This is a genomic window from Mesorhizobium sp. KACC 23794, from assembly GCF_052180275.1.
Lineage (GTDB): Bacteria > Pseudomonadota > Alphaproteobacteria > Rhizobiales > Rhizobiaceae > Kumtagia.
Window position 1 is genome coordinate 281898 of the sequence record NZ_CP197465.1, and the last position, 26213, is coordinate 308110.

The 26213-nt window shown below is 62.4% G+C and carries 35 protein-coding genes; 6 read left to right on the plus strand and 29 right to left on the minus strand.

Annotated elements, in window-relative coordinates; translation table 11 throughout:
* The first annotated feature begins 1 nt into the window (after position 1).
* The 5 genes from ACSBOB_RS01450 to ACSBOB_RS01470 all read left to right on the plus strand — a co-directional run bounded on the left by ACSBOB_RS01450 (position 2) and on the right by ACSBOB_RS01470 (position 1940).
* The gene (locus ACSBOB_RS01450; RefSeq protein WP_442580694.1) at positions 2-265 is read left to right on the plus strand and encodes a hypothetical protein; all 264 of its coding nucleotides are present in this window, start codon (positions 2-4) and stop codon (positions 263-265) included.
* 121 nt (positions 266-386) lie between these two features.
* Positions 387-551 carry a hypothetical protein gene (locus ACSBOB_RS01455; RefSeq protein WP_442580695.1) on the plus strand — a complete coding sequence of 55 codons (165 nt, stop codon included), beginning with the start codon at positions 387-389 and terminating at the stop codon, positions 549-551.
* Positions 548-811: a hypothetical protein gene (locus ACSBOB_RS01460; protein WP_442580696.1), complete on the plus strand. Its 264-nt coding sequence runs from the start codon at positions 548-550 to the stop codon at positions 809-811. The genes ACSBOB_RS01455 and ACSBOB_RS01460 overlap by 4 nt, the downstream gene beginning before the upstream one ends.
* The gene (locus tag ACSBOB_RS01465; protein ID WP_442580697.1) at positions 808-939 is read left to right on the plus strand and encodes a hypothetical protein; all 132 of its coding nucleotides are present in this window, start codon (positions 808-810) and stop codon (positions 937-939) included. The genes ACSBOB_RS01460 and ACSBOB_RS01465 overlap by 4 nt, the downstream gene beginning before the upstream one ends.
* Before the next feature lie 176 nt (positions 940-1115).
* Positions 1116-1940 (plus strand): hypothetical protein, encoded by an 825-nt coding sequence (locus tag ACSBOB_RS01470; RefSeq protein WP_442580698.1) that lies wholly within the window; start codon positions 1116-1118, stop codon positions 1938-1940.
* 51 nt (positions 1941-1991) lie between these two features.
* Here the strand turns inward: ACSBOB_RS01470 and ACSBOB_RS01475 are convergent, their stop codons facing one another.
* From ACSBOB_RS01475 to ACSBOB_RS01535, 13 genes are all read right to left on the minus strand, one after another.
* Entirely contained in the window at positions 1992-2246 is a 255-nt protein-coding gene (locus ACSBOB_RS01475) for a hypothetical protein (RefSeq protein ID WP_442583955.1), read from the minus strand.
* Positions 2216-2542, minus strand: a complete 327-nt coding sequence (locus tag ACSBOB_RS01480) for a hypothetical protein (RefSeq protein ID WP_442580699.1) — start codon at positions 2540-2542, stop codon at positions 2216-2218. Before ACSBOB_RS01480 ends, ACSBOB_RS01475 begins: the two co-directional genes overlap by 31 nt.
* A 16-nt stretch (positions 2543-2558) precedes the next feature.
* Positions 2559-2804: a hypothetical protein gene (locus ACSBOB_RS01485; protein WP_442580700.1), complete on the minus strand. Its 246-nt coding sequence runs from the start codon at positions 2802-2804 to the stop codon at positions 2559-2561.
* A gap of 29 nt (positions 2805-2833) precedes the next feature.
* The gene (locus ACSBOB_RS01490) at positions 2834-3508 is read right to left on the minus strand and encodes a glycoside hydrolase family 108 protein (RefSeq protein ID WP_442580701.1); all 675 of its coding nucleotides are present in this window, start codon (positions 3506-3508) and stop codon (positions 2834-2836) included.
* A gap of 286 nt (positions 3509-3794) precedes the next feature.
* Positions 3795-4223, minus strand: a complete 429-nt coding sequence (locus ACSBOB_RS01495; RefSeq protein ID WP_442580702.1) for an antibiotic biosynthesis monooxygenase family protein — start codon at positions 4221-4223, stop codon at positions 3795-3797.
* A gap of 33 nt (positions 4224-4256) precedes the next feature.
* Positions 4257-4658, minus strand: coding sequence for a hypothetical protein (locus tag ACSBOB_RS01500; protein ID WP_442580703.1), 402 nt, complete (start codon positions 4656-4658; stop codon positions 4257-4259).
* A gap of 27 nt (positions 4659-4685) precedes the next feature.
* Positions 4686-5438, minus strand: a complete 753-nt coding sequence (locus ACSBOB_RS01505) for a hypothetical protein (protein ID WP_442580704.1) — start codon at positions 5436-5438, stop codon at positions 4686-4688.
* Positions 5439-5450: 12 nt separating this feature from the next.
* A complete protein-coding gene (locus ACSBOB_RS01510) occupies positions 5451-7937 on the minus strand; it encodes a hypothetical protein (protein WP_442580705.1) in 2487 nt (828 codons plus the stop codon).
* A 48-nt stretch (positions 7938-7985) separates the two neighbouring features.
* Positions 7986-10799: a hypothetical protein gene (locus ACSBOB_RS01515; protein WP_442580706.1), complete on the minus strand. Its 2814-nt coding sequence runs from the start codon at positions 10797-10799 to the stop codon at positions 7986-7988.
* A complete protein-coding gene (locus tag ACSBOB_RS01520; RefSeq protein ID WP_442580707.1) occupies positions 10800-11201 on the minus strand; it encodes a DUF6950 family protein in 402 nt (133 codons plus the stop codon).
* Complete coding sequence (locus ACSBOB_RS01525) at positions 11183-11752, minus strand: hypothetical protein (RefSeq protein WP_442580708.1); 570 nt, start codon at positions 11750-11752, stop codon at positions 11183-11185. Before ACSBOB_RS01525 ends, ACSBOB_RS01520 begins: the two co-directional genes overlap by 19 nt.
* On the minus strand, positions 11753-12463 hold the full coding sequence (locus tag ACSBOB_RS01530; RefSeq protein ID WP_442580709.1) for a hypothetical protein: 711 nt from the start codon (positions 12461-12463) through the stop codon (positions 11753-11755).
* Positions 12464-12472: 9 nt separating this feature from the next.
* Positions 12473-16108 carry a tape measure protein gene (locus ACSBOB_RS01535; RefSeq protein ID WP_442580710.1) on the minus strand — a complete coding sequence of 1212 codons (3636 nt, stop codon included), beginning with the start codon at positions 16106-16108 and terminating at the stop codon, positions 12473-12475.
* Positions 16109-16133: 25 nt separating this feature from the next.
* On the opposite strand from ACSBOB_RS01535, the gene ACSBOB_RS01540 reads away from it, so the two are divergent.
* Entirely contained in the window at positions 16134-16460 is a 327-nt protein-coding gene (locus ACSBOB_RS01540) for a hypothetical protein (protein ID WP_442580711.1), read from the plus strand.
* A 6-nt stretch (positions 16461-16466) separates the two neighbouring features.
* Here ACSBOB_RS01540 and ACSBOB_RS01545 read toward each other — a convergent pair whose 3' ends face one another.
* The 16 genes from ACSBOB_RS01545 to ACSBOB_RS01620 all read right to left on the minus strand — a co-directional run bounded on the left by ACSBOB_RS01545 (position 16467) and on the right by ACSBOB_RS01620 (position 26039).
* Positions 16467-16643: a hypothetical protein gene (locus tag ACSBOB_RS01545; RefSeq protein ID WP_442580712.1), complete on the minus strand. Its 177-nt coding sequence runs from the start codon at positions 16641-16643 to the stop codon at positions 16467-16469.
* 32 nt (positions 16644-16675) lie between these two features.
* On the minus strand, positions 16676-17122 hold the full coding sequence (locus tag ACSBOB_RS01550; RefSeq protein WP_442580713.1) for a gene transfer agent family protein: 447 nt from the start codon (positions 17120-17122) through the stop codon (positions 16676-16678).
* A complete protein-coding gene (locus ACSBOB_RS01555; RefSeq protein ID WP_442580714.1) occupies positions 17119-17562 on the minus strand; it encodes a phage tail tube protein in 444 nt (147 codons plus the stop codon). The genes ACSBOB_RS01550 and ACSBOB_RS01555 overlap by 4 nt, the downstream gene beginning before the upstream one ends.
* 67 nt (positions 17563-17629) lie before the next feature.
* Positions 17630-18052: a DUF3168 domain-containing protein gene (locus tag ACSBOB_RS01560; RefSeq protein WP_442580715.1), complete on the minus strand. Its 423-nt coding sequence runs from the start codon at positions 18050-18052 to the stop codon at positions 17630-17632.
* A complete protein-coding gene (locus tag ACSBOB_RS01565; RefSeq protein WP_442580716.1) occupies positions 18049-18540 on the minus strand; it encodes an HK97-gp10 family putative phage morphogenesis protein in 492 nt (163 codons plus the stop codon). The genes ACSBOB_RS01560 and ACSBOB_RS01565 overlap by 4 nt, the downstream gene beginning before the upstream one ends.
* Positions 18541-18619: 79 nt before the next feature.
* Positions 18620-18961 (minus strand): head-tail adaptor protein, encoded by a 342-nt coding sequence (locus ACSBOB_RS01570; RefSeq protein WP_442580717.1) that lies wholly within the window; start codon positions 18959-18961, stop codon positions 18620-18622.
* Positions 18936-19142 (minus strand): hypothetical protein, encoded by a 207-nt coding sequence (locus ACSBOB_RS01575; protein WP_442580718.1) that lies wholly within the window; start codon positions 19140-19142, stop codon positions 18936-18938. Before ACSBOB_RS01575 ends, ACSBOB_RS01570 begins: the two co-directional genes overlap by 26 nt.
* On the minus strand, positions 19142-19276 hold the full coding sequence (locus ACSBOB_RS01580) for a hypothetical protein (protein ID WP_442580719.1): 135 nt from the start codon (positions 19274-19276) through the stop codon (positions 19142-19144). Before ACSBOB_RS01580 ends, ACSBOB_RS01575 begins: the two co-directional genes overlap by 1 nt.
* Complete coding sequence (locus ACSBOB_RS01585) at positions 19273-19683, minus strand: hypothetical protein (RefSeq protein ID WP_442580720.1); 411 nt, start codon at positions 19681-19683, stop codon at positions 19273-19275. Before ACSBOB_RS01585 ends, ACSBOB_RS01580 begins: the two co-directional genes overlap by 4 nt.
* A 22-nt stretch (positions 19684-19705) precedes the next feature.
* Positions 19706-20317: a head-tail connector protein gene (locus ACSBOB_RS01590; RefSeq protein WP_442580721.1), complete on the minus strand. Its 612-nt coding sequence runs from the start codon at positions 20315-20317 to the stop codon at positions 19706-19708.
* A gap of 3 nt (positions 20318-20320) precedes the next feature.
* Positions 20321-20512, minus strand: a complete 192-nt coding sequence (locus ACSBOB_RS01595) for a DUF7302 family protein (protein ID WP_442580722.1) — start codon at positions 20510-20512, stop codon at positions 20321-20323.
* Positions 20513-20577: 65 nt separating this feature from the next.
* Positions 20578-21852, minus strand: coding sequence for a phage major capsid protein (locus tag ACSBOB_RS01600; RefSeq protein WP_442580723.1), 1275 nt, complete (start codon positions 21850-21852; stop codon positions 20578-20580).
* Positions 21853-21898: 46 nt separating this feature from the next.
* Positions 21899-22489: an HK97 family phage prohead protease gene (locus ACSBOB_RS01605; RefSeq protein WP_442580724.1), complete on the minus strand. Its 591-nt coding sequence runs from the start codon at positions 22487-22489 to the stop codon at positions 21899-21901.
* A complete protein-coding gene (locus tag ACSBOB_RS01610; protein WP_442580725.1) occupies positions 22479-23747 on the minus strand; it encodes a phage portal protein in 1269 nt (422 codons plus the stop codon). The genes ACSBOB_RS01605 and ACSBOB_RS01610 overlap by 11 nt, the downstream gene beginning before the upstream one ends.
* 65 nt (positions 23748-23812) lie before the next feature.
* Positions 23813-25633: a terminase large subunit gene (locus tag ACSBOB_RS01615; RefSeq protein WP_442580726.1), complete on the minus strand. Its 1821-nt coding sequence runs from the start codon at positions 25631-25633 to the stop codon at positions 23813-23815.
* Positions 25602-26039 carry a P27 family phage terminase small subunit gene (locus tag ACSBOB_RS01620; RefSeq protein ID WP_442580727.1) on the minus strand — a complete coding sequence of 146 codons (438 nt, stop codon included), beginning with the start codon at positions 26037-26039 and terminating at the stop codon, positions 25602-25604. The genes ACSBOB_RS01615 and ACSBOB_RS01620 overlap by 32 nt, the downstream gene beginning before the upstream one ends.
* Positions 26040-26213 lie beyond the last annotated feature (174 nt).

Below are 26213 nucleotides of genomic sequence, written 5' to 3' on the forward strand. Positions count from 1 at the left end.
AATGGCCGAAGCGCTGCTCCCTCAAACGAAAATGCCGAAGCTCGTCGTCGTGGCTGCGTTCGATCCGGACGGAGCGGGCGACCTGCAGGCTGTATTCGGGCCGGCCGAACAACAGAGCGAAGAGCGGGCGGTCCGGATAGCCAAGACGCTCGCACTGAAGCACGAGGGCGTGATCGCGTGGTCGCGAGAGGCCAGTCCGGCCCTGGGCGAATACGGGTCGCCCACGGTGCTGTTCCAGCACGGTAATGTGCCGGATATGGAGTGAACTTGCGCCGGTGGCGCGCTGCTGACACTCTGGCGCGATGACAGGCCGCATCGCTCCTCCGAGACGTCCGCACACCTATCCCGATAGGGACATCGACTGCCAACAGGCAATGGAAGACGAAATGCGGACGATGTTCGACCGCATGCAACAGGCCGGCTGGAATTTCGGCGAGATCGAGATAGCCGCGAAGACGCTGCTTTGGGCGCAGCGGCGGGCGCTGGAGGAGAACGCCATGCTTGAGGCAAACCTTGCTATCTTGCGCGCGGTGGAGCGAGCACGAAGATGACTGACGACCTGCACAGCCAGATAGCCGAATTCTCGACCGAACTCCTGAGAGCCGCAAATGAGGCGGACAAGCTGTCGAAAGACGAGCTTCGCCGGATCCTAGAGCGGGCACGGCGCACCATCGACGACCTCATCGAACTCGTCGAGGAAGACGCTGCCCCAACAGCCCAGCTTAAAGGCGATCCGACCGCGATGCTCTTGGGCGCATCAGAAGCGCTTCAACGGCTACGCCGCCGGCTCAACGAGCGCAAGGCATCGTGACGATGGTTTCCGGCTGGGACAAGCACCCGCCGGAACACGAGCCGGACATAGGCCGCGCCGGGCGGATCGTGCTGCTGATCGTCGTCGTGGTGGTGGCGGTTGGCGCGCTGGGGTGGTGGTTCGTGTAGCGGAACCTTCCGAGCCTAGCGCGGTTGCGCCGCCACCGGGAACGGAAGGCGATTCGTCCTGTTGAAAGCTCATTTCTCGCTTTTCAACATCTGGCACTCCGCAATAAGAAAAAGAAAAAGGGGAGGGACCGTGAGATTCGGTCCGGCATTATTTGCCAAAGTCTTATGATGAGCACATGGAAGCGTGGCTTGCTGACGACTTTGGTCGCCCGTTCCGCGCGCGGCGTTACCTCAAAGGATTTTATTACAATAGACTGCCGCGGGATTTTCGATTCGCCGGCGTGCTGCATTGGTTGGCAAAGACCAGCCTGGCATCATCGGCGCCGGCAGTCGCCTTTTACTACGGGTCTGTGGGCAGTGCGACGGCTGCAATAACCGCAGCGGCAATTTTCGGCGGCCATTCCATTGTAAGTTTTCTCGACCGAATGTCGAAAGACAAAGCTGCGGGGTCGAGCGAACGGCAGGCCGAGATGATGGTCCGTTTGGGTGATTTGCTGAACGGCTTCAAAGGGAAATCTGTAGCCTCGTCGGATAGAGATGACGTTATTCGCGCATGTCTCGGCATCCTTGAAAACTATGTGAGGATGATCACGCTGTCTAAGAAGGGCGACATCTCCGTATCGCTGGTACTTTTCGTCGGAGCGAGTTCAACGAAGATGAAGGTGCGCCACCGCAATGCTGGTAACGACAGGCCGACGAACCGGGAATTCCCGGCAACCCATCTTGCCGGCTACCGAGCCTGTCAGCGGGGCACCGAACCACGTGTTGTTCACGACCTACGTGAATTCCCACGGGAGGCAATGGTAAGCCCCACGCAATCTGCGGTGACATACCGTTCGATCTTCATAGTGCCGGTAGCCAGCCAGACGAATGATGGCCCAAAGGTGAAAGGCTTTGTATCAATAGACAGTCCGCGTCCATATGCGTTTTACGGGAACCGTTCGAATATGATAATGGTTACGTGTGAGCCTGTTTTCAGTCGCATCAACGAACTGATCTAGAGGGCCAAGATGTCTGCCGCGCTCGCTTCAAACGATCACAACATGCATACGTCACAGCAATCGACACGCCTTGCAGAACTGCGGGCCGCCGCTGCCGAAATTAGGCGTCGACATGCTGCCCGCGAGATAACGGCCTATGAGGCCGCACAGGAACTCGACGCTCTCGCAAAGCGAAACATGACTCTGCTGGACAAACTGCTCACCTTTTAGAAACGCAAAAAGCCCCGCCGGCCGGAGCCAGCGGGGCGACCATATTGCCGACGCCGGGGAAATGGTCAGTCGGCAGCGGCCCTCGGCCTGATCCATCGTACGATGATCTCGAACAGGATGTCCGCGATCCACATCGCGCAGACACCGATCAGAAAGGCGGCGGCGTGTGTGCTGGCGACGTCATCCGCCGGCAGGGGTAGCCCGACCGACTTGATGTAATGAAGCACCGGCACGGTCAGATAGCCGGCGGCCAGCGCGCCGCAGATCGGCGAGGCCACCATCTCGCGCAGCTTGAACCGGCGATGCGAGAGCGCCCGCAGCACGCCGCCGGCAAGGCCGGCAACGACGATGGAGCCCTTGATCCCGAGAGCGTTCAGAAGGTCGTTCAGCATGCCGGACACGCCAGTTTTACTTGACCGGCGGCTGCGTCTTGAACAGGCCGCCGAAGCCGTCGCGGGCGACGTTGATGACGCTTTTCAGCACGCCCATGTCAGTGACCGCGAGCGTCGTGTAGGTCGGATCGATCCACGATGCCCAGCATTCCAGCCCGCCGGTCGGCAGCGTCGTGCAGCCCGTGGCCAGTAGGACAGCGGTCACGCCGGCCGTGGCGGCAATCGCGATGTTGAGGATGTTGTGGATCAGGTTCGAGTTCATGGAGGATTCCTCTCGGTTTTCGGTGAAGATCAGCGGCGAATCCGCGAAAGCAGCCAGGCGAACCAGTCGACGGCCGGCTGCTCAATGATGATCGAAGGAGAGACGGGCGCGGGAGGCGGCGCAGGAACCGGGACGGACTCGACAGGCTTGGGCGAGGGCTCCGGAGCGGACGGCCTCGCCGCCATCTCGAGCGCCACGCTGCGCACGCTCTTGACGCGCGGCTCCCAGCCCTTGCCGAAGGTCGGCCAGAGCAGTTTGCCCTTCTTGTCCTTTGCCCGCTTCATGAACGCCAAGCGGTCGTCGCAGAGCCGGTTGATGACGGTCGCGTGCATCATCGCCCGTGTCGCGGTTAGCGTTGCAGGGCCGATCTTCCCGTCTTGCCTTACGCAGACCACACCCTGGAGATACTTCGCGGCCCGGTTCGGTCCGGAGTTAACGGCGAAGTCGAACACCGCATAGTCGACGCCGTCCGGCAGTTCCGCGCCTCCGACCACGTCCCAATAGTGCCGGCGATATACCGTGGCGAGCTGCGCATCCGTGATCTTGCGAAGATCATCCTTCGTCGCGGCCGGCTTCACATAGCGCCGGAACGTCGCCAGCGTGACGCCTTTCATGGTCGGTCCGCCAGGATCGGCAGGATTGTCCGCCCATCCGCCTTCGTGTTTCAGGACGAGCGAAAACGCCCGCTGGAAATTACGGTCCATGTGACGTGTCCTTTGTGTGAGTTCGGCGCGGATCGCGCACCGGCACATGATTTGCATTGGTCGAAGCAGAAGCTGCACGACTTTGCGAAACGGGTCGAAATGGCACAGGAAGAGGATGGCAGCTGCTGGTCGACCAGGATCGCGATCCCGATCCTCTATCTTGGCATTGGCCTGACCGGCCCTTGGATGGCGCTCATCGTGTGGGGAGCGCTACGAGGAGTGGGGGTGCTCTGAGAGTGGGTTCGGAGGACCGACGAGTGACCGCTTACGACCCCTTAGCAGACCTTCAAAGCGGAGGTGATTTTTCATCCGTCGTTTTCGAACGGAACTCGCCAACCACCTCATACATGCCGGGATCAAATGTAGCGAATGACAGGGCTTCTTCGAGATATGGGCGCGGGGCTGGGTCTTGGCGCATGGCCTCATAGTCAGCGAGGCTGGCCCATTTAGCGTACATGGTGACCTTGCTGCCGTCTGTGCTGCGATGAAGGGTCGACGAAATGAACCCAGGCGCTTTGCTGACGATCTCGCCCGTGACCTTGGTCAATATATCGACCAATCGCAGTTGGTCGGACGGATCGACTTGAAAGACATTGATGAAGACAATCACGGCGTTCCAACCTGGACGAAAAAGCGAATCGATCATACGAGAAGTAGGGTCGATGGACGCAGAGGCAACTGCCGTTTTCCACCCCATTCCGGTCATCTGATCCATTTACCGAATCTCCTGTTAGAGGCGAGAGCTTGATCAATCGCCTGCCGTCAGTTCGACGGTCTCGACCTCGCCCGCGCCGGCAGATTGGCCGTGCATCGTCAGGAAGTCCTCGTCATCCGGACCGCCACCGTACCTGACCTGGATGGTGACCTTGAACGACACAGCATTCTTGTCCGCATCCTCCGACCCAACGCCACCACCGATCTTGATCGTGTATTCTTCCCCCGCATTAAGTGCGATCGGCTCATTGATCGTCGGTTCGAACGCACCCCCGCCGAGTTGCTTGTCGCCGAGGGAAATCAGGCATTCGCTCTGGATGAAGGTTATGGCGACCGCGGTCGTGGCCTTGATGGTGACTTCGCCGAGGACGCTGGCGCCTTCCCCGGTCGGGTCGATGGTCGCGCTGCCGCTTACGATTTTCAGCTTGTTGGACACTGGTCTCTCCTGCTCAGGGGGGTCAGATCACGCCGCAATGGCGAAAACCGGCTGCGCCAGGTACGGCTTGATCTTGCGGTTGTAGATCACGTTGGCCTCGTCCAGCGTGAAATGGCGGTTCGGGAAATAGCTGAACCACGGGACCTTGCAGCCGCCGCCGAATGAACCGCTATAGGCACTCAGAATGCGGATCAGGCGAGACGGGACGGTCACACGGGAGCCTGACGGCGCGGCCGATACCGCGTTGGTTGCATGCGTCAGATCGTCGATCCGGCACAGCGTCGCCGAAACGCGGAAATAGATCGTGGTGTAGGCCGCCGCGTTCGCGATGACGAGCGTCGCGAGATTGTTGCCGGACGTATACATATTGAGCCGCAGCCGACATGTCGGAGCGCCAGTGCTATCGATCGCGAACAGACTCCATCCATTCGAACTCTGCCAGTTTCCGGCCATGTTCGGCTGGTTGGCAGTACCCGAGAACGTTGCATCCGTGGCGAAGGTCAGGAAGCCGCAGAATGTCTCGACCTCGATCAGATCGGTGTTGAGATAGGCCGATCCGGCGACGCCCTCGATATGGGTGGTGTCGTAGACGACTGAGCCGACCGGCGTGGCCAGCGTGCCAACCCCGCGCGGGGCGCGGTTGCGGGTGGACTTGGCTTGCACCCCTTGAAGGGTGAAGGTCCCGTCTCCAGCCTTGTTTCCACCCGGCATCCCGAGCAAGATGACAGGGCTGTCGTTGTTGATCGCAGTCAGCGACCGTTCCGCAAGGGCTCCGCTCATGTCCTGGCTCCATTAGGCGGCCACGGCGTCGATGTATTGGACGCACGCAGCATTGTTGAGGGGGAAGGGTTTGCCGACCATGGATGCGATGTTCGCCGATGCGTCATCGCCGTTCCCGGCATCGTAGGTGTAGTTGAAGATCGACACCGTCGGGTCGCTGTCGAAGACGTTGCCGCGCCCGGTCGTGGTCGAGCCGGCGTACCAGATGCGCGGCGTGCCGGTCGGAACAGATGCCAGGGTCAAGCGAATGCTGGCTTTGCCGACGATCTCCGGCGTGCCGACGATGCCGATTTCCGCTCCGCCAGCGCCGAGGTCGGTGACCTTGAAGCCGCGCTTCGAATAAGTGGTCGGCGTGAACCCGGCTAGGACATCGTCGAACTTTATCGGTGGCGCCGGAACGTTGTAGGAGAGGATGATTTCGTTGGTGCGACGTCTAGCCTTGGTGATCTTGAGCGGCTGCCATCCCTCCCCGCCGAAGTTCGTCTTGTCGAACACCTTGGCTTCCATGGAGCCTTTCCACAGATAGCCGTTGCCATCCTTGTGGCCGTCGGACTTGGCCGAGTACCGGTAGAGCGGCCCGACGCAGACGACATCCGAGAAGTTTTCCGCCATGTCGAGTTGGGCCATCTGGACGGCGAGGTTGGTCGTATCGTTTACCCAACTGCCGGTGCCGCCCGAGGTCTGGTGCAGCATCTTGATCGGCTTGCGCGCCTGGCCGTAGACGCCGGTGGAGATGTCGGTGTCGATGTCGTCGAGCAGTTGCCGAAGTTGGCTGTAATAGTCGGCATAGGACGTACCCTCGCCGACATTGGCCTCGCCGACGGCGATCAGCGCGGCAATCAGGCAGGACGCATCCTGCGCCGCCTTGACCAGCCCTGCGCCGCTGACGGTGCGGTCGAAGAAGGCCGTGCCCTTCGACAGTTGCAGCACGTTGCGGCCGCCGCGCCCGGTCGCGGTCATCACGAATTTGCGGGTGGAGTCGGAGGCAAGCGCCTGCCGCTGCAGCCAGAGGAATTTTGCCATATCGGCGAAGCCGGTGGCGCTGTCGGAGCCATAGGCGCCGTTTAGCCAGCGGTTGGCCGGCGTCGGATCGAGCGCAGCCTGGTTGGCGACCAGCGCGTTGCCGGCGGCGTTGAGCACAGTCGGCACATAGGCATTGAGCGTCGCCGAGCCGCCGGCCGGGTTGAACAGCGAGCTTGCCGCGTTGAGCGAATGCAGGCTGTTGCCCAGCATCAGCGCGTCGTGGATCTGCGCCGCCTGCTTGATCCAGTGGCCGACCGCGTCCTGCGAAAGCGACTGGCCGTACATGATGACATGGCACACCGACGCCATGAATTTCTGAAGGAGCGGGTTGCCTTTCGTCTTGACCAGCGCGGAGGCTGCCATGGCCTCGCCGTCGAACGCGGCAATCTCGCTGGCATCGAACGCGCTGAACCCGCCCCCGCCGCCCGGATAGATGTCACCCGAGAAAGTATGAAAGCCGCCGCCGACGTCGGTCCAACTCACCGGTTGGCCGTACCGGTCAACCCCGCTTGCGTGCTTTACGATGTCGTCTTCCCATTCGATCGGCGACAGCATCGAGGTATCGTTGCCGGCCATGACGAAGCCGCCATCGGAGTGACGAAGGGAGGCAAACAGCGCTTGACCGAACTTGTCGTGCGCGATGAACAGGCCGATGTCGTCGCCGTCGAGTTCGTAGGCCGATACGCCTTCCGCCAGACGTCGAAGATACACGACGCCGCCCGCCGCCTTCGCGAGGACAAGATCGTTCGGATTGGCCTGCATGGCCTCGCCCGCATTCCAACCGATCAGCGTCGCACTCGGGATAACGGTGCAGCCATCATCGACGATGACGAACCGTTCCCGGCCGTTGGTCAGTGTGACGGCGGTAACAGTGGTGGTTCCGGTCAGGTGGAGCAGATCGCCCGTGGCAGCATCGAGATCGATGGTCGAGGCCGTGGCGATGTTGGAACCGACCCCGCGCAATGCGTCGAGGGCGGACGGCACCGCGACGTTCTGCTTGTCGATTTCGTCGAACACCATGGCGTCGGCGCCGACGTTCGGTGCGGTTGTTGCCTGCAAGCCGAAATAGCGGCCGATATTGGCGGAGCCGCCTTTGATGTAGAATGGCTGGCCGAACAGTTCCTCGCCGTCATCGAAGGAGGACATGCGTGGCCATGCTCCGGCCGCGGAAATGTACGGGCCGGTCTTGGTCGGATCGGCATGGTTCTTCACCATGACCTTGCTGTTCGATGTCAGCGTGCCGTCGATGGTCTGCTCGCCCGACAGGGTGATGTTTGTCGTCGTCGCCAGGTCCAGCGTGAAAACTGGCTTCTGGCCCGCATCAACGACCGTCTGGAGAGCGGCGAACCGCTCATCGAGCGCCACGCCGATCGGCGCGATTGCGGTTTTCGGCGGGTTTTTCTTTCCAGACGAGGGCACGCCAGGCGTGATGTACTTCCCCCACGCGCCCTCGAAGAGGTCGGTAAACGACACCATGAGATAGTCTCCAGATCGTGCGGATAGGAATGCTGCGGCGATGCCGCGTCAGAGGCCCAGGGCTGTGCGCAAGGTCGCAAGACGCGAGGTCAAAGCAGCGTTGAGCGGGCCAGTCAGAGAGCCGCCCAGATGACCGATCGACAGGACATGCGCAGCCGAGGCGAAGTTCGTCGTTGAGCGGAGGAACGCCACTTCGGCTGCCGGCAGTGCCGACGCGGCCTGTGTGTCAGAATTGATGACGGTGCCCATCTTGTAATTCTGACGAGCACCGGCGTCGGACCGGTTGGCGACCGTATGGCCGGCGGGCGTCGCGATCGGGAGTGTCGACGACAAGCTCACGGTCGCGTTGGCGCGCGTCGTCATTTGCGTGCTGTTGCCGCGCGCAATGACGAGAAGCACGGTTCCGGTGACCGTTCCGACAATCGCCGTCGTGGCAGAGTTTGCGCCGGAGCCGCCGTTGAACCAGCCGCCAGCGTTGATGCTGTTGGCGGTCATATGCGCGAAGGCATTGGCGTTGATGCCAGTGCCAATCCAGCCGGTCGATCCGTCGCTGGCGAAGCCGCCGGCCGTATGGTTCACGGTCCCGTGGATGACGCCCGTCTGCGCAGGGTTGACCAGGTTGAGGAGCGCCGCTTGCGTCGGTAGCGCAGGGCCGATCATCATCCAGTCGAGCGTCGGCCATACCAGATCGGTTTTCAGGCCGGCAACGAAGGCGTCGATCGGCAAGATGATCGAGTTGGCCGGCGTTGCCGACATCGCGTCGATATAGTCTTCCGTTTCGCTCTCCAGGCCGAGTCGCACAATCGCCGGACTGGTCGGCAGCGAATGCACGCCGGACCAGTTTTCCGCCGTCGACCAATACTGCCAAGCGCCATCGCCGGGCGCGTCAGTGCCAGTTTGCACACCGTTCGGCGGGCCGAAGATCGCGCCGGCCACGTCGATCGCAGTACCGAACGTCGCCGCTCCGTCGGCGCGCCAGAAGTGCAGCCCCATATGAATTGGCGTGTTCGGAGCCTTCGCCGACAGGTTGACATCGGAGCTGGCGGGTGTCGCCGAGAAGAGCGTTGGAGCGGCCGGCGGTGTCGGATTGGCGACCGCAGTCAGGACGGTGTAGGCGGTCCACTCGCCAGGCGTGCCACCGGACCAATGACGGCCCCGGATGCGATACTGGACGCCATCGGACAAATAGTTCGTGCGCTGCTCCTGTTGACCGGCAGTCGCCATGACCTTTTGCAGCGCGCCGCCGCCTACGGGCTGCCACTCGATTTCGGTCGTGAGGTCGTCGGAATTTACCGTGTTCCATTCGGCGAGCGCATAGGCAGCGGACTGCCCGCCGCCCACGACTTCGCGGTGCATGGTGACCGTAAAGGTGCCAGGCAGGGGAATGCCGGTTCCTTCAAGGTCGACGATCGGCGGCGGCGGGTTGCCTTCGTCGGTCGACGCCACAAAGTTGAAAAGCGTCGCCGGGATGACGATGCCCTCAAACTCCATCGTCAGGTTGGCGAGCGACAGCTTCGGCCGGTCGCCGACGATTTCGACAATCGCTTCGTTCAGCTTCGGCGGGTAGTGGACCCGGATGAAGCGATGTTCCGGAATGTCCTGCGCGGGTTCATAGTCGGCGATGAAGCGTACGCGCGGCGCGTTGGCGCGGTGGTAGGCAAGGGTTTGCAGCCGCTGGACGTGATTATGACGCTGGACAGCCGCGTTGTTGACGGTGCGCGTCCGCTCGGTGTCATCCTCCGGAATATAAGGGTTGCCGACGATTGCCGCGTCGGCCTCATTGAAGCGCATGCCCGGATCGGTGAAGCGGCCGCGAACCGCCAGCACCGTCGAGTTGCGGCGCCTGTTCACGTCGAAGCTGACGCTGCGCAGATCGGCGTCCGTCAACCGGATCGTCGGCTCTACAAACTCCCCGGCATGCACGCCGACTTTGCCGTCTGCCGTCTCGTAGATGACCATTTCGGCCGCTTCGTCCATCGTGCGGCCGACCTGGACGGGATCGGTGTTCGCCTTGAACCAGAAGCCGCCATGATACCGCGGTTCCTGATCGCCGGCCTTGTTCGTCACCAACTGGTCGCAGATATCGGCCGCATGGTTCCAGTCGGGCCAGTGCATGTCCTCCATTTTGATCTTGGAGCCGACCGGATGCGTCAGGTGCCAGGCGCGCATCAGCGCGAGGTTTTCGGAATACTCCCAGGTGTCCGGATTGGCCGGGTTGTGGCCGGGCTTTCGGCCGTCATAGAGCAACGCACCTTCTAGCTCCTCAGTCAGGAGCGGCATGTTGTTAGGGAAGACCCTCTGCTGCTTTTCGATATCGACGGACTGGACCGACATCATCACCGTCGCCATGCCGTCGCCGCGATGGTCGGGCGTCCAGATGGTCGGCATCGCCGCCACCATCTCGGCGAAGGCGGTTTCGGCATTAAGCCCGACGCGCGACCGGATGCGGACTTTGTTGCCGAAATGGCTTGGCGCCGTCGTCAGGCCAGTCACCGGGTCGAGCGTCAGTTCCTCTTCATGGGCATAGTACCGAACGTGCCGGTTGATGCGGTGCCCGGCCGGACAGAAGACATGGTAGGCAACACCGTCAATCTCCTCCAGGGACAGATAGTCCGATGCCTTTTTGACGCGGCCCAGCACATAGGTTGGCGGCGGGACAGGCTGCCGAAGGTTGTACTTGCCGTCTTCCGCCTTCGGCACTTCCGGTTTCGGCGTCAACGCCGTTTGCAGGCCATAGAGGCCGGCGGCGGTCGCCAGATAGCCGATGCCGGTCGCGGTCGCGCTCACGGCGGCCGGGCCAAGCAACCAGATCGGGCTGTTGACGATAAGCGGGAGCACAAGCCCCGCGATGAACATCGGCATTCAGAATTCCCAGATCGCAAGAGGTCGCGCGGTGAAGGCGATCCAGCCTTCGTCCATGCGGACTTTCCATTTGCCTTCGTGCCGGATCGCGCCCCACTGCCGGGTTGGCGATGTCGGGCTTCCGATAACCGCGATGCAGCCTTCGGAAGGAGCATCGGAGCGGCTCCAGCCGACGCGCACCAGGCGCTCGCCATGCGGCTCCAGTCCGCCCGTTCCCGTCACCAGGGCGTGATATTCATCTTCGCTTTGGTAGGAGCCGCGAAGATCAGCGGCAGGGTCATCGGTGCCGTAGGCGATCGACAGATCGGCTAGCGCCATGCAGCAATCGACATGCGACCACACCCACGGCCGAAACGCATAGTCGGCCATGAAGCGGTCGAGGATCAGCGGCGAACCGGCCATCGGATGGACTTGTCGTTGAGGCGCGGCAGCCGTTCGGCGATGCGGTCCGGATTGGCGCCAGGATTGAGGATCGCCGATCGCGCTTGCTGGTCGGCATTGGAAATCACCACTTCCGAGGCGAGCGTCCGAAGATCGAAACGATTGACCAGTTCGACGATGACGGTCGACGAGATCGTGTCGCCCTGGACGTCGTCGCCGAAAATCACGTTGTCCACCGTGCCGGTGAAGCGCACCTTCCGCACGCCGACCGGATCGTCATATTCGTTGCAGGGCTGGACGATGATCTGCATCTTCGAACCGATGACGTCATCCTCGTCGACCTCGCGCCATGCCGTGTTTGCCAGCACCGGCGCGACACCCGAGACACCCATGGTCAGGCGGTTGGACTCGCCGTTCATCGCGGCCTCGATCACGTCCAGACTGTCGGTGACCGTGACGCCTTTCCAGATTTCGCCGTCGAGATCGAGATAAGGCCCGGAGCCGATCCAGAGCCGGACTGTCCCGGTCGGGAAGTAGAAGATGAACAGGATCTTGAGGGAGCGGATTGCCATCTATGCCCCCGCCAAGTCGTTCCACCAGTCGACCGCCTCGACGAAGGAGACCGACACGTCCTGCCGCGTACGCTTGCCCTGCGCGATATCCATGCCGCGATCGTCGGCGAGGTGGACAAGGCAGGTCGGCTCGTCGCATTCCAGCGGTGCGCCGGCCGGGATGGTGGCGCGGATCGACGGGAACACCGGAACCGTCCAGAGATCGCCGACAACATCGATCGCGGGGCCGGTCTCATAAAGCGCGTGGTTGTAGGAAAAGCGGATGCCGGCGAGATTGTCGGCAGCCTGTATCCGTCGCAGCGTCACCACGTTGCCGCTGATCGGCGCCGTCACTGCCATCTCGATATCGATCGCGCCCTGCACATAGACCGTGCTGTCGTCGAACGTGGTTTCGTCATCGTGGACGGTCGTCACCAGCGGTTCGAACTTGCCCGTCGAATAGGGCGCCGTATCCCAGGACCAGACCGGAATGACGATCAGCCCGGCACGACCGCCGAGCGCGACCCTCAATGCGTTCCACGTCCGTTTCTTGTCGTAGTCGAGACCGCCGATCGAAATGCCCTGTAGCTCTACCACCCACGAACCCTTGTCGGTGCGCGTCGCTCGTTCCATGCCGTTCAGCACCTTGCCGCCGCCGCGCGTGAACGGCACGAGGTTGGCGGGCGTCTCGCGCGGCGTCAGCGTGCATTTCGGCCAGTACAGGAAAGGCATCGGCGTTCCCTATCGACCCGTGCGCCAGTCGGCGCCGGCACGTTCCTGCTGATACTTGGCGACCGCCGGCATGACGCCCTTGTTGGCGCGCTGCACCGCGACATTGATGATGGTTCCGGAGCGGCTGACGATGCGCTGGTCGGCGATGTCGGCCATGCGCCCGCTATCGTCCTGCAACCTGATATCCACCGTGTCGCGACTGCTGCCCCGCGCGCCAGGCACCGGCATCGATGCCATGACCGGCGCCCGCATCGGCCACCCGCCATCCGCCATGCGCGCCAGCGTGTCGTTGTTGATCGCATCGAGCAGCGGCCCGTACTTCTTCGCCGACCGCGCATTGGTGATGTGCTCGCCGTCCGACACCATGATCGGGATTTTGTCGCCACGCGGCCCGCCCGGACCGCGCACTCGACCACCGGGCCATCCGCCGTCCGCGAAGCCAAAGATTTTAGCGAAGCTGCCGAGGAGCGAACCGAAGATGCCGCCGCCCGAGCCCGGCTTGCCTGCGTCGAAAAGCAGGTTCAGCCCCGCGTCCAGAAACTTGTCGCCGAGCTTGCCCAAGGCATTGCCAAGCGCTTCGGTCGCAGTCTTGCCGCTTCGAAGATCCTGAATGAAGCCGCTCAGGATGTCCTTTCCGGTAGCGGAAAGCTCGCCGAGATTTTCGCGAAGGCGGCCCTGTGCATCGTCGAGCTGGTTGCTTGCCGCCTGTGCGGAGCCCGACGCTTCCGCCAGTTCCCGCATTGCGAGAGCCTGTTCGCGGGCTTCCGGCGTCAGGCCGGACAGGTCGCCGGTGAGAAGCTGTTGCGCGCTGGAGAGTTCGCGGCCGGCGGCCGTTCCCTCCTCTTGCGCCATGTTGAGGAGTTCTTGCGCCGCCTGGAGCGTCGACAGGCCGCGACCGTAATCCTCGATCAGCGGGTTGAGGCTGGCCCGGAGACCGGTTTCCTCCTTCAGGAAGTCGATTGTCTGTTTGTATTCGGCAAGACTAGCCTGGAACGTCTCCCGGCTATCCAGACGTTGCGTGCCCGCCGTCGACATGCCAGCGCGCTTCTGCCCGTAGGCAATGGCGTCTTCCACCGTCCGGTTGCCGCCGAGAACTTCCGGATTGGCCGCAATCTGCCGAGCGTCGAGTACCTGACTGAGAGGCGTGCCGGGTGCCGCCTTCAGGACGTTGATCGCGCCCTGCGGTCCGAGGAAATGTGCCAGATGCAGCTTGTATTCATCGGCCGCGTCGGCGACCGCGATGCCGGCGGCGCGTAGCGCATCCGCGTTTTCATTGCCGTATGCTTCGATCAGCGCCTTCGACTTAGCCGCATCCGTCTTCATCGCCAGGATTGCAGCCTGCGAAAGCTGTGCTGCCTCGCCGGGGAAATACTTCCGAAACAGCGAAAGCCACGTGCTGTCTATGAACTGGCCGAGACCTTCGGCCGACGAGCGCGGGTTTTTGGCGAACCGGTTCCCGCCGCTTTCGGCGCCGATCGTCCGGTCGACGTAGCCGGAGACGGCACCTTCGCCGCCGCGCGTCTGCGTTTCCAGCGAGATTTCCGTCCGCGCCTGGATACGCGCTGCCTGTTCGCTGATCTTGTCGCCGAACTCTTTGACGATCTCCTTGGCCCGCTGGTCGATCTGCTGTTCGAGCTGCGAGCGCTGCGCGTCGATAAGGCGCTGGTCCATCGCCCGCGCGGTTTCCCGCGCCTCACCCATGGAACGGAGGCCATCGACCCGGCGCTGGTCGATCTTGACACCTGTGTTTACGGCCGGGATGCCGCCCAATTCGGCCGCAACCTCCCGCGCCTCCTCGCGCAGCCACGCCAGCGCGTCGATCATCACATCGATCTGCCTGCGGATCGCATTCGCCTCGAGATTGGTTCCGGCGATCTGCGCCAGCTTCTCCTTCGCCTCCTCCGCCGAACCGCCGAGATCGACAAAGTCGCCAATGACCGCATCCATGCCCTCGAAGACCTTCTTCGAGGTCGGCCAGACATTCTTCAAATTGGTGAGTTCTTCGCGGGCGCGCCCGATTTCGCGCCGTACCGCATCCATGGACGACGTATCGCCGAGCTTGAACAGCCCGACCTTGATCGCCTCTGCCCGCTGGATTGTCTTCTGCAACTGCTGGTTCAAATCCAGAACCGGCTGGCTGATTTCCGTGTCAGCCATCGCGCGCAGCGTTGCCAGGATATCCTTGGCCTTGCCGGTTCCTTCGCGATAAGCGTCAGCCAGGTCGGCAATTTGCGTGCGGGCAGCCTTGTCGGTTGCGCTCGTATTGTACAGCCCGACGAGCCCGCGCATCGCTGCACGTGCATCGTCGGCAATCGAAGCCAGTTCGTCGCCCTGGCTCCAAGGCTTTCCACCGCCGCGCAGGCGCTCCAACTCGGTGTTCAATGCCGCAATCTTGCGGGCGCGGTCGCCGGCCGTAAGGTCGTCCAGCGATCTCGCGGTTTCATCGACGCCGTCTGATGCCTGCTTGGCAATCAGGCCCATATCTTCCAGTTCTTTGGTCACGGCATCGGCGTTGGCAGCAGCCTCAGCCGCCGAAGTCGAGAAGTGAACAAGAGCCCCGGCCGCAACGGTGCCGATGACGAAGCCGATAGGGCCGGCAGCTGCGCCAAGTCCACCCAAGGCCAGGCCGGTCGCGGCAATAGTACGGGCCGCGGCAAGAGCACGGACAAAACGCATGATCGCAACCGCGCCGAGACCAAGTTTCGCGATCATGCCCGCGAGCGAGCGACCGACCAGCGCGCCGGCGATCACGCCAGCGAGCATCAACACCGTATCTGCGGTCTCATCGAAATTATCAGCCAGGGCATTGAGACCCTGAACGAGCCGCTGTGACGCACCGAGTGACGAATCCGTCTGGCCGATGTACTTGGTTAGCGCGTTGTTGATCTTGATGTAGCCCTGCTCAATCGTCTGCGTTGCGCCGGCCGCTTGTGCCCGGAGCTGAGGTAGCCCCTTGAGGAACGCATTGAAGAACTCGCGGCCCGAGACCTCGCCATCGTTGACGAGTTGCTTCAGCTTCGAGACAGAGCCGCCGGCCTTGTCGAGCCCGTTCGCGACCGCCTGGAGGATCGGCCGCGCACCGTCGTTGACGCTATTGAACTCTTCCGCCTGGACGCGGGTCGAGCCGAGCAATTGCCCGAGCTGTGTCAGCGCGCCACGTGCTTCGTTCGCGCCTGTGCCGGCAACCTTGAGCGCGACCGCAACGCCGTCCGAGAATTCGATAAGCTGTTCCTGGGTCGCGCCGAGAACATCGCCGGCTTGTGCCGCCTTGCCGTAGAGCCCGGTCAGCGCCTCGATCGGCGCGGCGTTGTCCTGTGCCGACTGGTAAAGCTGATCGAGAACACGCTTCTGGTTCGCACCCTGGACACCGGCGATCGACAGGGAATTCTTCGCCCGTGTCCAGGCGTCGGCATAGCGCAGCACTTCCCGAACGGTGAGCGCTCCGGCGACGCCGGCCAGCGGCGCAACCAGCCCCCGCGCCATGTTGCGGCCGATGCCGCTCAGGCGTTTGTTAGTGTCGTCCCAGCGCTTGACGACAGCGCGGGACTCGCGATCGGAAACACCGCGGGCCTTGCGCATTTCGCGCTCGTACCCTTTGATGTCCGCCGATAGCTGGACGACCAGCTTCTCGATGTCTGTTGCCATTTTGGATCCGGGAGAGCTTCAGAGAATGAAAGTCGTGATTGGCGCAGCTCTCGCCACGCTTGCCGTCGGAACAGCGCTCGCCGAAGACAACAGCGTCATCAACGCATTGAGATTGTGCAGTTTGATCGACCAGATCAGGGTGTCGACCTCGCCCTGCGAAGTTTCAGGCGCGAATTCACCCGTGATTGTTACAATCGACACGACTGACACGACGAGTTCGAAAGCACAGCAGGCTTGTGTTGAACTGTCGGAAACATTGCAAAGCCAGGGCACAGACTTTTCGTCGGGGTGGACGCTGCAGATCAAATCGCCCAACAGTGGTGGCAAATTGCTCGCGGTCTGTAACCTGTAGAACGCTCTAGCCGCCGGTCACCCATTCGAACAGTTCGGTCGCCTCATCTTCCGACAATTCCTCGCCGGCTTTCGGGTCATTGGCTTTCACAAAACCGTCCCAGGCGGCCATGAACTGCCACACCGACATGTCGTCGATCTGCTGGGGCGAAAACCCCATCGCCGCGCCCTTGCCGTAGATCATGGCGAAACGAAACCGGCCGTTAGGCAGATCGTCTAGCCTTGGTCCTTCGGCGTCGGCTCTTTTTTTTTGAAGCTGTCATCCTCATCCGGCGCGCCGTAGAGGGCAACCGAAAGGATCGCCCAGGCGAGCGGGCGGCTCTCTTCCGGAAGCTGCTCCTCGACATAGGTCCGGACGAGCTTCATCGCGACGTGCGGCTTGAGCCCGCCACCGATCAGGCCGAGACGGATGACGCTGCTGATTTCCTTCACACCGCAGCGAGGCGGCGGCGGGAAATCGTCATCATCGTCCAGGCCGAGCGTTGCCGCATCGTCATCGGCCTCTATCGGCTGCTGCTTCGGAGAGCGGTCGCGAAGCCGATCGAGGATGACATACGGCCCAGCGCCGATCGCCTCTTGCAGTTCGGCGAGCTGGCCCCACGGGAGACGGAACGTATAGTCCCCGTCAGCCCATGGGACGGTGAGGAACGCCCTACGGCTCATGGCGTCATCACGCGGGTCATTTGGCCGTCAGACGCGATTTCCACTTGATTGGTGACGCGGCCGAGTTCGGTCGGATGACCCGTGGTCAAGGTGGTGACGTGCATCAGGCCAGTCCAGGTGATCAGCTTCGCCGGGAACTCGATCTCGATCTTGACCGGGATGCTGTCCGGGTTCTCCCAGGCATCAAGCCAGGTCTCGACCGATTCCGCAGCAAGGACGCCCTCGCCGCTGATCGACATGGACAGGCTGGTCGCGTCGCGACCGAGCCATGGCACCTTGTCCGGATCGGTGCAGTTCGGAAGCGTGAACTCTTCGGTCCCCTTGGTGAAGGTGATCGATTTGTTCCGGAAACCGCAGGGCGCGGCGTAGACGACCGGCCCCGAGCCGGACCCAAGAAGCACGCGGAATTTGCCGCCTTTGATGGAAGTAGCGTCGGCCATGATGGTTCTCCTATGGCAACGATTGCGCCCGCCGGAGCGGGCCTTGACGATGGATGGAGGGAAGAGGTCAGTCGTGGTCGACGACGGCCTTGAACGTCATCGCGGCGTGGCTGGTTTTGCCGTCCGGATCACGCAGGATGCTCGTGTTGACGAATTCGAGCGACACGAGCGCGTTTTCGGTCAAGGGAAGATCATACCTGTGAAGCGCCGGCCTGACCGCACCGGCGATTTTCTTGACTTCGGCGAAACCTGGCTTCCGCGACCACGCGTCGAGCTGGAAGAAGATTTCGGAACTGTCCTGGCAATCCCACCCATCGGGCAGGATCTGCGTCGGTCCGAACGAGATGTAGGGGAACGTCGCCGTAACGAGCCCTTCGCCATTGCGCGGCGGATCATCATAGACGCGCTGGTCGATCAGCGCCGTAACCGCCGCAAAGCCCTTCAGCCGGGCGACGATAGCAATCTGCAGTTCATAGGAAGCGTCGATCATGAGCCGGCCGCCGCTTGCTTCGCGGCCTTCCGCGTGGCGGCACGAACCGCCCGGCTTGCGCCCTTTTTGTTCGCCCGCCAGGACACGAAGAAGAACGGTTGCGCCGGCGTACCGGCGTGCTGACGACCCTCGCCCTGCCGTTTCCCGCGCTTGACGGAAGCGTTGCGTGCAAGGCTATGTGCCTGCGTTCCAAACTCGACCCATTTTGCGTAGTAAGCGACCTCATCACCCGCGAAGATGGTAATAGTCATGTCGCCGCCGAGTGAGCTTTTGACCTCCGCAACGACGCTGGACCCATCCGGGATTTTGCCCCACGTCCAGCCGATGCTATCCGCCAGTTCACCCCGGTCCTTCGGCGCCAGCGACTTCATCATCGCGACGATGGTATCGGCCTGCTCCTCCATGCCGGCGCGGATCAGCGACTTCGTTACCTTCGGCAGGCGGTCGAGTTTCCGCTGTAGCCGGGCCAGATTGAGGATCGAGGTCATCGGCGAGCGTGCAGCAACATGACAGCGGCGATCACGGTCAGGTTGAACGCCATGATGCAGAGGCAGATATCGATCAGCGTCATGACGGAACTCCGCTCTCAGCCAGGATTTCGATCCAGTCACGGCCCGGCGTGATCGTCACGCCATGGATCGCGTAGGGCTCGCCAGATCGCTTGTCCCGCGCCTGCCATTCGGGGGTTATCTGCCGGCTTAGCGACGATGCCCGAACGCGGATGATGACCGGTTGCTTGCCTTGCAGCCGGCCCGCCATGACCGCTTCGCCGCCGCGAAGGAATATCCGTTCGGCAGCGAGATCGAAGCGCTCGACGAAGTCGCCTTTCGTTGTGCCGTCGTCCGGTCCGGACGCTGGCCCCCGGCTATCGAACGCGAAGCGCTCATTCAGTCGGCCGGCGTCGTGCATCGACGATCTCCGTAAGCTTGGCCGATTTCGAAGCCTTGCGCAGCGGGACGCCCTTGCCTGCCGCTAACGCGGCGTCGCGGCACGCCGTCGTCACGTTGCATTCGTCGCCGCGCAGATAGGCGAGGGTTACAGCCGGCTTCGGCTTGAAGTCGAAATCGTCGGTGAAGCGGACCCAGGGCATCACGGACGCTCCGCAATCGCATCGAGGCAGGCCCCGAACTCGCCGTCGCACGTCGCATAGATGACGAGCACGGCAGCGAGGACGAAGATGACCAATGGCACCGCGCTAACCCCGATGCTGCGCCAGACCGTCATCCCAGCGTCACGCCGGGATGCTGGATTGCGACGTTCAATATCGCCGTCGTCATCGCGACGCCGATGATCACAACGTCATCGCCCGAGGCGACATCGGCCTGCGGGCAGATCGCGCCGGGCGTTGAACTCAGACAGTAAGTCGTGCCGGCGACCAGCGTCCCGCCGATCGTCACGGGACCGCGCCGGATGATCGCCATCGGCTGCCCGTTGGCCGCACTGTTGAGCGCCAAGCCGCGCACCTTGCGCGCCGCCGCCGTGCCGTCGTTGTCGCTGACCTTCAGCCGGCTATCGGCCGCGTCGCGGTAAAGCGCCTGTCCGGAGGTTTCGGTCGCGCCGGCCGTGCCGTGCTCGATTTCGGCGCCAGCGCCCGCGATCACGTTCGCGGCCGTAATGGTCACGTCTGCCATGGTCCTTCTCCTGTGAGGCGCGTCAGGCCACGTGGCCGACCGCAAACATGTTCATGATGTCTTCGAAACCGTGCTGGATTTCGGTCGGCACGGTGCCCACAACCGTCGTTGATCGGACCATGTACCAATGCGCGATAAGCATCATCATCGCGACGCGCAGCGGTTCGGGGATGTTTCCAAGCTTGATTGGATCTTCCTCAGTGCCCTTGAACCCGGCCTTGAAGGTGATTGTTACCGCGTCGAGTTGACTGCGGGCCGCAGGCCAAGCCTTGCCGTAGGCGGGCTGGATGCGGGCTTCGTAGCGGCCCGGCCGCCAATGGTAATCGGCGGGATCGAGCGTCTGCGCAGCGCCAGCGCCGTCGACATAGACGATGTTGACGATCGAGAGGACCGGCCCCATGGGGATGCGGACCTCCTTCGGGAAGCAATCCAAAGTCAGCCGCCAGTCGGCCGCCATGATCGCCAGGCCGCGCCCGTCCGGCCCCTCGATGGCCTCACGGGCAGCGCGGATGCAGCGCGTCAGGAAGGCGTCATCGTCGGTCACGACCGTATCGACGCGACACTGTTGCTTGACCTCTGCAAGCGACAGCGGTTCGGTCTCCGGCTGCGCGACGCGCTCAATCCGTTCCCACATGGGTTAGCCCTTCGCCGCCTTTTCAGGGGCGGGCTTGCGGACGGCCTTTTCTTTCTCAGGCTCTTCGCGGAATGGATCGGCGAAGCCAGCTTCGAACAGGCGAGCAGCCTCTTCGTCGTCGACATCGGCGACATCGCCGGGTTTGGTGGTGCCGGCCGGGCCGGACATGCTCGTGCGATAGACGATCTTCAGCATGGTCGCGTTCCTTGTCGTGAGGGAGGACGACGGGCGACCGGAGCCGCCCGTCCGAACTGTCCGGCTTACGCCTGGATCAGGTGCTTGACCGCAGCGGTGTTCAGCAGCTCGCCGTCGAAACGCTTGAAGCCAACCATGCCGACCTGGAAATTCTCGGCAAAACGCTCGCGCAGCGTGAGCACGGTGAAGCCGCGCACCTTGCGCACGATGTACCTGCCGTGGTCGCCGAAGATGATCGATTTCTGCCCAGTCGCGATGTTCGCCATGGCCTGGTTGATTGAATATGGATGCGCCAGCAGGCGATCGGGCTCGGATTTGGTAACGTCGCCCATCTGCCAAAGGTAATTGCCCTGGCCATCCTTCAGCTTTCGGATTGCCGCCAAAGTGCTGTCATTGAACTGCCAGCGGCACTTCGGGGAGGACCGATATGCTGGATCGACAGAGTGCAGAAGGTCGATCAGTTCGTCGGACGCGATGGCGGTCGCCGAGGCGGCCGTCTTGCCAAGCGTCGACGCCGTCACGATGCCATTCGGCTGGTTCGAGCCGGTGCCTGTCGTGAGTACGGTGTTCGAGAGGCGACCAAGACGCTCGCCGAACAGGTCCTCCAGCAGCGCTTCCATGTCAAAGGCACTGTCCTGCAGTAGCTCGATCGGAATCCGCACGAGCTTGGTGGAATAGATGTAGGCGTCGAGCCGCTTTTCGCCGAACACCACATCCCCGGATGCGTCGTCCGTGACCGAAGCGTTTTCAGCCTTTAGGGCGCCGGTTTGCGAGGTGTCGTCAACAGTCGGCCAAGGCAGTGGATTGCCGCCGGAGGTGACGATTTCGCGGACGATGTTGGCATCCCACATCGGACCCCATGCCTTCATGGCCCTGTCGATCTCGCCTGAAAAGCCTTCCGGTACGGTGTAGCCGCCGGCCGCGTCCGTCCCGACCGCTTGTGCGCGCACTTCCGCAGGAAGATCGTCGCGGTGCGCCATCAGCACGCTGCGTTCCTCTGCAGTCAGAATGGTCGCCCCGAAGCGAACGGTCTTGGCGAACACCTCCTTGTAATCAGGCTCGACATCGGTGCCGGTTTCGACGCCGCGCTGTTCACCGTTGTCGCCCCTGGGTCGGCGCGGATCGGGCGCATTGGTCCGCTTTTCCGCGTCCTCCAGGCGGCTCAGACGCTCCGCCTTCTCGCCGAGCTTGTCATAGTCGGCCATCATGGCGTCGAATTCGGTTTCGATCTCGGCGGCGCGTTCGGCCGGCGTATCGTCCTTGATTTCTTCGAGCTTCGCCCGGGCGTTGGTCGCAATACGGGCCTGCTGCTCGCGCAGCTCTTTGAGCTGTACGGTCATGGTGAAAGTCCTTGTGGGTTTCGGGTTGATGGGCGGGCAGCAGGCGCTACCGGCCGTTCTCTCGCTCGCTGAGAGCCAGGTTCAGCTTCATGCGCAGCCGATTGCGTGCCGCATGATAGTTCGTTGCCTTGCGGACAGCCTCACGATGCTTTTCGAGGCTGCGAAGGCCAATGTCGGTTCCGGCATAGGCCGGGTCGGTCACGATCGACACGTCGAATAGGTCGACCTCGTAGACATGCCGGACCGGGATGTCGCCGGTCTCATCCCACTCCTGCCGGGTTGCCCGGAAGGCGAACGACATCTTGTCGAGATCGCCGCGCTTCATCTTCGGCACGATGCGCATGACGTCCGGGTCAGCCGCATCGAGCGTACTATCCATCTTCAAGCCCTTGTCGTCTTCGGCCAGGATCAGCGTGCCCGACCGCGTGCGCGCCAGCGGCAAGCCATCGTGATTGATCAGGAACGGCACGTCGTCGCGGCCGATCGCCGAGCGGAAAGCACCGGGATGAATGATTTCCCGGAACCATCCGCCTATGTCGGCGGGCTGATTGAACACTGCCGCATAGCCGGCCACCTTGACGCCAACTTCATCGGCGCGAATTTCGGCGGGGATGCCGCCGCGAATCTCACGGTCCATCGTCCTGCTTTCCTGTCTCGTCACTGTCGTCGGCTGGGAGGCCGTTGCCACTGCCGGCGGCCGGCGCCGGCTTCGTGCCAAGCTTGTCGATCGGCATCATCGCGCCCTGCATATGCAGCTTGGCTGCCGCTCCGCCGTGAGGCGACCGATTTTCCATCTCGCGGGCTTCGTCCGGGGTGATCTGGCCCGTCGAGATCGCGCGGGCGTTGCCTTCCATGCGCGTCTTGAAGTCGCCGCGAAGGATGCCATCCAGGTTCATTTCCGCGTACTGCCGGTTGTTCATCCGGCCGAACAGTTTGAGGTTGCATTCCTGTTCGAACTGCTTCGCCCAGCGGGTCAGCACATGCTTGACCAGGTGAAGATCCTGTTGCTCCGAATTGTTGAGCGTGGCGTGCGTCAAGTCCTGGAGGAAGATCGGCGGGAGGCCCCAAATCCGCGCCGCCTGTTCGATGCAGAAGCGTTGCAACTCGACGAGCTGCGAATCTTCCGGATTGGCGCCAACGGGCTTGATGTCGTGCCCGGACGGCAGCGAGATCGCCAGCTTGCGCTTTTCGGCGGCTTCCTTGACCGCCGTCTCCATGTCGGTCGCCGACCGTTCCAGCGAGCCCGGAGATTTGAAAGGCCCGGTGAGCACGAAGGGCGGCACGCCGCCATTCTGGAAAAACTTCGACGCATATTGCGTCGCGGCGATCATAAGGCCGATCGCATCTTTGTTCGCCATGATCGGCGAGCGGTGCCGCAGCCCGTCGCTTTTTAGCATGAACGCCTGATCGATGATCTCCGAGGCGACGTAGGTATGCGTCCTCTTTCCGTCCCGGTGCTCATAGACCTTACGACCATCGACCCGCTTGACCGTCGTGCGGTCCGGATCGAGCGGCCAGAGGTTCGACACCTTCTGGACCGCATTCTTTTCGATGAAGGTGAAGGCCCGGCCACCGGTGAAGACGCTATCGAAGTGCAGCTTTCGCCAGTCGAAGGACGAGGTTTCATCGTTGACCGCGTCGTGCAGGATCGTCGCCAGGCCACCGCGGACTTTATCCCGCCCGCCTTTGCTGTCTTTCTTGAACAGGTTGAACGGCGGGTGCGCGAGCGAGCCCGAGAGGAAGTTGACGGCCGCCCAGATCGCCGGCACGCCGAGCGCCTTTTCGATCGTTACCGAAATGCCCGTCGCCGAGATACCTTGCAGGCCAAGGAACTCGACGATCTTGGCGTCGGAGATCGGCACCTTCGGATCTTCGATGGACGAACGCTTGTCCATTTCCGCAGCCACGGCAGTGGCTACGGCAGAACCGATGTCCGCCGCGCTTGGTGCAAAAATGCCCATCATGCCGCCTGATACTTGTAGTCCGGGTCATCCCAGGGGGAGATCGGGCCTTCCGTGATGTCGCCAGTGGCAGCGCCAACGGATTCCACGATGGATACCATGCCGTCGATCCGGCCCCGACTGCGCTTCTTGTCAAACATCCGATTGTTCATCGGGTCCGCATGGACGACAGCGTTGGCCGCGCACATCGTCGTCACCTCACTCGCGTCTATGACGATGTCCCCGTTGAGGATGGCGTCTTCCAGCCGTTCAATGGACTTCGGCATGCATAGGGACCGCTCCTGAAAGACGATCCGCGTGCCCTGTGCGTGACGCACAATCATGAGACCGTCACCGGCTGGCGCGTCTGGTCCTTCAAAAATCCAGACTGGGAAGCCAATGCGTGCGCAGGCATCAACGAAGTCGTCGATCTTTGCAGAATCCACCGCCATGTACTTCACGCGATGGCGAGCGCAGATCGCGTGCACCCGGCCAGCGACGAAGTCGTAGCTAATCGTCGCGCCCTCGGTGGCGGCTATCAGTCCCTTCGCAACCCATTCCACATAGGGCGCCTTGTCGTCGCGCGCACGGTCGGCAAGGCCGCTTTTGACCGTGAAATACCAGCTCTTGGTGTGCAGCTTCAGGTCTTTCCGCCACGTCGCTGACAAGGCGGTGAGGTCGTTCTTTTTCGACAGGTCCAGCCCGAGCCAGCAATCGGCATCGGTCATCTTATCTTCGTCGACCTTGCCCTGACACGAATTCCAGGCCGCTTCCGAAATCCAGAAACCGTCTGTGCCGACCCGAATCCCGAACACGAGCCGTTTGGTCGAGAGCGCTTCGGACAACAGGAGCCTCGCCGTTGCAACCTTCTTCCGGACATTCTCGATCGGGAAGGTAATGCCGAGCGCCGGCATCGACTTCGGCCACACCGCCTCGTTCTCGAAAACGGTTTCCTCGTCCCGCTTGTCGACACGGTAGATCAACCCGAACAGCGTGTCGTCTTCGGCCTTGCCTGTGATTACCCGCTCAAACAGGTTGGAATATTCCGACCCGACGATCTGGTTCGTGCCAGGTGTGTTCGTCCCGAGCATCATGAGCGGGTCACCACTCATCTTGTCGATCGCCGCCTTCCACGTCGTGATCGGGTGCGCGGTCTTCATCTCGTGAATTTCGTCGGCCGCCACGAAGTAGGGGCGAGGTCCGGATATCGCGTCTACGCTCGCCAGAGGGAGAAACTTCGAACTGGTAGCCGGATGCTCGATCATCCAGGCCAGGTCGCCCGTGCCACGGATAATGACTTCTTCGGTCGACTCCAACGATTCGAACTCGTCATCGTCGCGACCCGGCATGTTTGCCCTGCACATCGCGACAGCGTCGTTGAAAACGACCTTGGCCTGATCCTTGTCGCCGGCTATCGCATAGCATTCGGCCCGCTGCTTGCCGTCGTAGCCCATCATGTAGAGACCGGTCCCGGCCATGAGAGGCGATTTCGCCTGACCCTTTCCGGTTTCCAGCCAGGCCATGCGGAAGCGGCGCAACCCATCTTGCCGCCGCCAGCCGAAGAGCGAACCCTCCGCGAAACTGTGCCACTGGAGCAGGTCGAATGGCTTGCCGGCCTTCACCCCTTCGGTGATCGTCAGAACTGAGGGGAAAAACTGGCAAATCCGTTTCGCCCTATCCGCATCGAAATGCAGTCCCCGCGCCGCCGCTCCGTCCAAGTCGCGGAGATGGCGTCGGCAAGCCTCCTTGACCAGGTCGCCGACCACGATCTTGCCGTCAAGGACATCGCATGCATACCGGGTCGCTGGGTCATCGGCTGCTGGCCGGGCGTATGAAGGCATCTGAGGCGCGTTCCTTGCGCTGCTTGCGCTCAGCTTTCGTCACGTCGCCACGACGGCGCGGTGAGATGCCAAGTTCCGCCTCCAACGTGGCGGCATCGGACCCGGCCTCTCGCATGGCAGTGAAGTAGGGACTGACCCGAGCAATCGCCTTGGTGTTGCCACGGCGTGGTTTCGTGACGACGCCGTTTTCGGCGACCTCGCGATACATGCGGTCGAACATCAGGTAGGCGCAAACCAGGCGCTGCACCGAATGAGCATTGGCCGCCGCCAGTAGTTGGCGCTCACGCAGCTCCGACGCGACGACGCGCCAATGCTCCTGTGCCGCCGCGATCTCCAGTTCGTCTGTGAACAGCGATCGCCAATCCGGCTCGGCGATGATCTCGCCAGTTCCTTCAATCACGTTCATGCAGTTTATCCCTTCGGGATGGCCTCATCTTTTTCTTCTGAAACTGTTGTCCGCAAAAAGGGAGGGGGGACGCGGGTATAGGGCCGAGGCGGCGTTTGCTGTCGACCCTCCCCCTCCCTTCCGTCGGCGGATGGCACCCTGATCGCCCTCACGTCGCCTGACGCGGCCTGCACA

Bases quoted from the DNA above. Each gene is read 5' to 3' on its own strand.
- ACSBOB_RS01450 (WP_442580694.1), top strand. From the start codon at position 2: ATGGCCGAAGCGCTGCTCCCTCAAACGAAAATGCCGAAGCTCGTCGTC.
- ACSBOB_RS01455 (WP_442580695.1), top strand. From the start codon at position 387: ATGCGGACGATGTTCGACCGCATGCAACAGGCCGGCTGGAATTTCGGC.
- ACSBOB_RS01460 (WP_442580696.1), top strand. From the start codon at position 548: ATGACTGACGACCTGCACAGCCAGATAGCCGAATTCTCGACCGAACTC.
- ACSBOB_RS01470 (WP_442580698.1), top strand. From the start codon at position 1,116: ATGGAAGCGTGGCTTGCTGACGACTTTGGTCGCCCGTTCCGCGCGCGG.
- ACSBOB_RS01475 (WP_442583955.1), bottom strand. From the start codon at position 2,246: ATGGATCAGGCCGAGGGCCGCTGCCGACTGACCATTTCCCCGGCGTCG.
- ACSBOB_RS01480 (WP_442580699.1), bottom strand. From the start codon at position 2,542: ATGCTGAACGACCTTCTGAACGCTCTCGGGATCAAGGGCTCCATCGTC.
- ACSBOB_RS01485 (WP_442580700.1), bottom strand. From the start codon at position 2,804: ATGAACTCGAACCTGATCCACAACATCCTCAACATCGCGATTGCCGCC.
- ACSBOB_RS01490 (WP_442580701.1), bottom strand. From the start codon at position 3,508: ATGGACCGTAATTTCCAGCGGGCGTTTTCGCTCGTCCTGAAACACGAA.
- ACSBOB_RS01495 (WP_442580702.1), bottom strand. From the start codon at position 4,223: ATGGATCAGATGACCGGAATGGGGTGGAAAACGGCAGTTGCCTCTGCG.
- ACSBOB_RS01505 (WP_442580704.1), bottom strand. From the start codon at position 5,438: ATGAGCGGAGCCCTTGCGGAACGGTCGCTGACTGCGATCAACAACGAC.
- ACSBOB_RS01510 (WP_442580705.1), bottom strand. From the start codon at position 7,937: ATGGTGTCGTTTACCGACCTCTTCGAGGGCGCGTGGGGGAAGTACATC.
- ACSBOB_RS01515 (WP_442580706.1), bottom strand. From the start codon at position 10,799: ATGCCGATGTTCATCGCGGGGCTTGTGCTCCCGCTTATCGTCAACAGC.
- ACSBOB_RS01520 (WP_442580707.1), bottom strand. From the start codon at position 11,201: ATGGCCGGTTCGCCGCTGATCCTCGACCGCTTCATGGCCGACTATGCG.
- ACSBOB_RS01525 (WP_442580708.1), bottom strand. From the start codon at position 11,752: ATGGCAATCCGCTCCCTCAAGATCCTGTTCATCTTCTACTTCCCGACC.
- ACSBOB_RS01530 (WP_442580709.1), bottom strand. From the start codon at position 12,463: ATGCCTTTCCTGTACTGGCCGAAATGCACGCTGACGCCGCGCGAGACG.
- ACSBOB_RS01535 (WP_442580710.1), bottom strand. From the start codon at position 16,108: ATGGCAACAGACATCGAGAAGCTGGTCGTCCAGCTATCGGCGGACATC.
- ACSBOB_RS01540 (WP_442580711.1), top strand. From the start codon at position 16,134: ATGAAAGTCGTGATTGGCGCAGCTCTCGCCACGCTTGCCGTCGGAACA.
- ACSBOB_RS01545 (WP_442580712.1), bottom strand. From the start codon at position 16,643: ATGATCTACGGCAAGGGCGCGGCGATGGGGTTTTCGCCCCAGCAGATC.
- ACSBOB_RS01550 (WP_442580713.1), bottom strand. From the start codon at position 17,122: ATGAGCCGTAGGGCGTTCCTCACCGTCCCATGGGCTGACGGGGACTAT.
- ACSBOB_RS01555 (WP_442580714.1), bottom strand. From the start codon at position 17,562: ATGGCCGACGCTACTTCCATCAAAGGCGGCAAATTCCGCGTGCTTCTT.
- ACSBOB_RS01560 (WP_442580715.1), bottom strand. From the start codon at position 18,052: ATGATCGACGCTTCCTATGAACTGCAGATTGCTATCGTCGCCCGGCTG.
- ACSBOB_RS01565 (WP_442580716.1), bottom strand. From the start codon at position 18,540: ATGACCTCGATCCTCAATCTGGCCCGGCTACAGCGGAAACTCGACCGC.
- ACSBOB_RS01570 (WP_442580717.1), bottom strand. From the start codon at position 18,961: ATGCACGACGCCGGCCGACTGAATGAGCGCTTCGCGTTCGATAGCCGG.
- ACSBOB_RS01575 (WP_442580718.1), bottom strand. From the start codon at position 19,142: ATGCCCTGGGTCCGCTTCACCGACGATTTCGACTTCAAGCCGAAGCCG.
- ACSBOB_RS01580 (WP_442580719.1), bottom strand. From the start codon at position 19,276: ATGACGGTCTGGCGCAGCATCGGGGTTAGCGCGGTGCCATTGGTCATC.
- ACSBOB_RS01585 (WP_442580720.1), bottom strand. From the start codon at position 19,683: ATGGCAGACGTGACCATTACGGCCGCGAACGTGATCGCGGGCGCTGGC.
- ACSBOB_RS01590 (WP_442580721.1), bottom strand. From the start codon at position 20,317: ATGTGGGAACGGATTGAGCGCGTCGCGCAGCCGGAGACCGAACCGCTG.
- ACSBOB_RS01595 (WP_442580722.1), bottom strand. From the start codon at position 20,512: ATGCTGAAGATCGTCTATCGCACGAGCATGTCCGGCCCGGCCGGCACC.
- ACSBOB_RS01600 (WP_442580723.1), bottom strand. From the start codon at position 21,852: ATGACCGTACAGCTCAAAGAGCTGCGCGAGCAGCAGGCCCGTATTGCG.
- ACSBOB_RS01605 (WP_442580724.1), bottom strand. From the start codon at position 22,489: ATGGACCGTGAGATTCGCGGCGGCATCCCCGCCGAAATTCGCGCCGAT.
- ACSBOB_RS01610 (WP_442580725.1), bottom strand. From the start codon at position 23,747: ATGGACAAGCGTTCGTCCATCGAAGATCCGAAGGTGCCGATCTCCGAC.
- ACSBOB_RS01615 (WP_442580726.1), bottom strand. From the start codon at position 25,633: ATGCCTTCATACGCCCGGCCAGCAGCCGATGACCCAGCGACCCGGTAT.
- ACSBOB_RS01620 (WP_442580727.1), bottom strand. From the start codon at position 26,039: ATGAACGTGATTGAAGGAACTGGCGAGATCATCGCCGAGCCGGATTGG.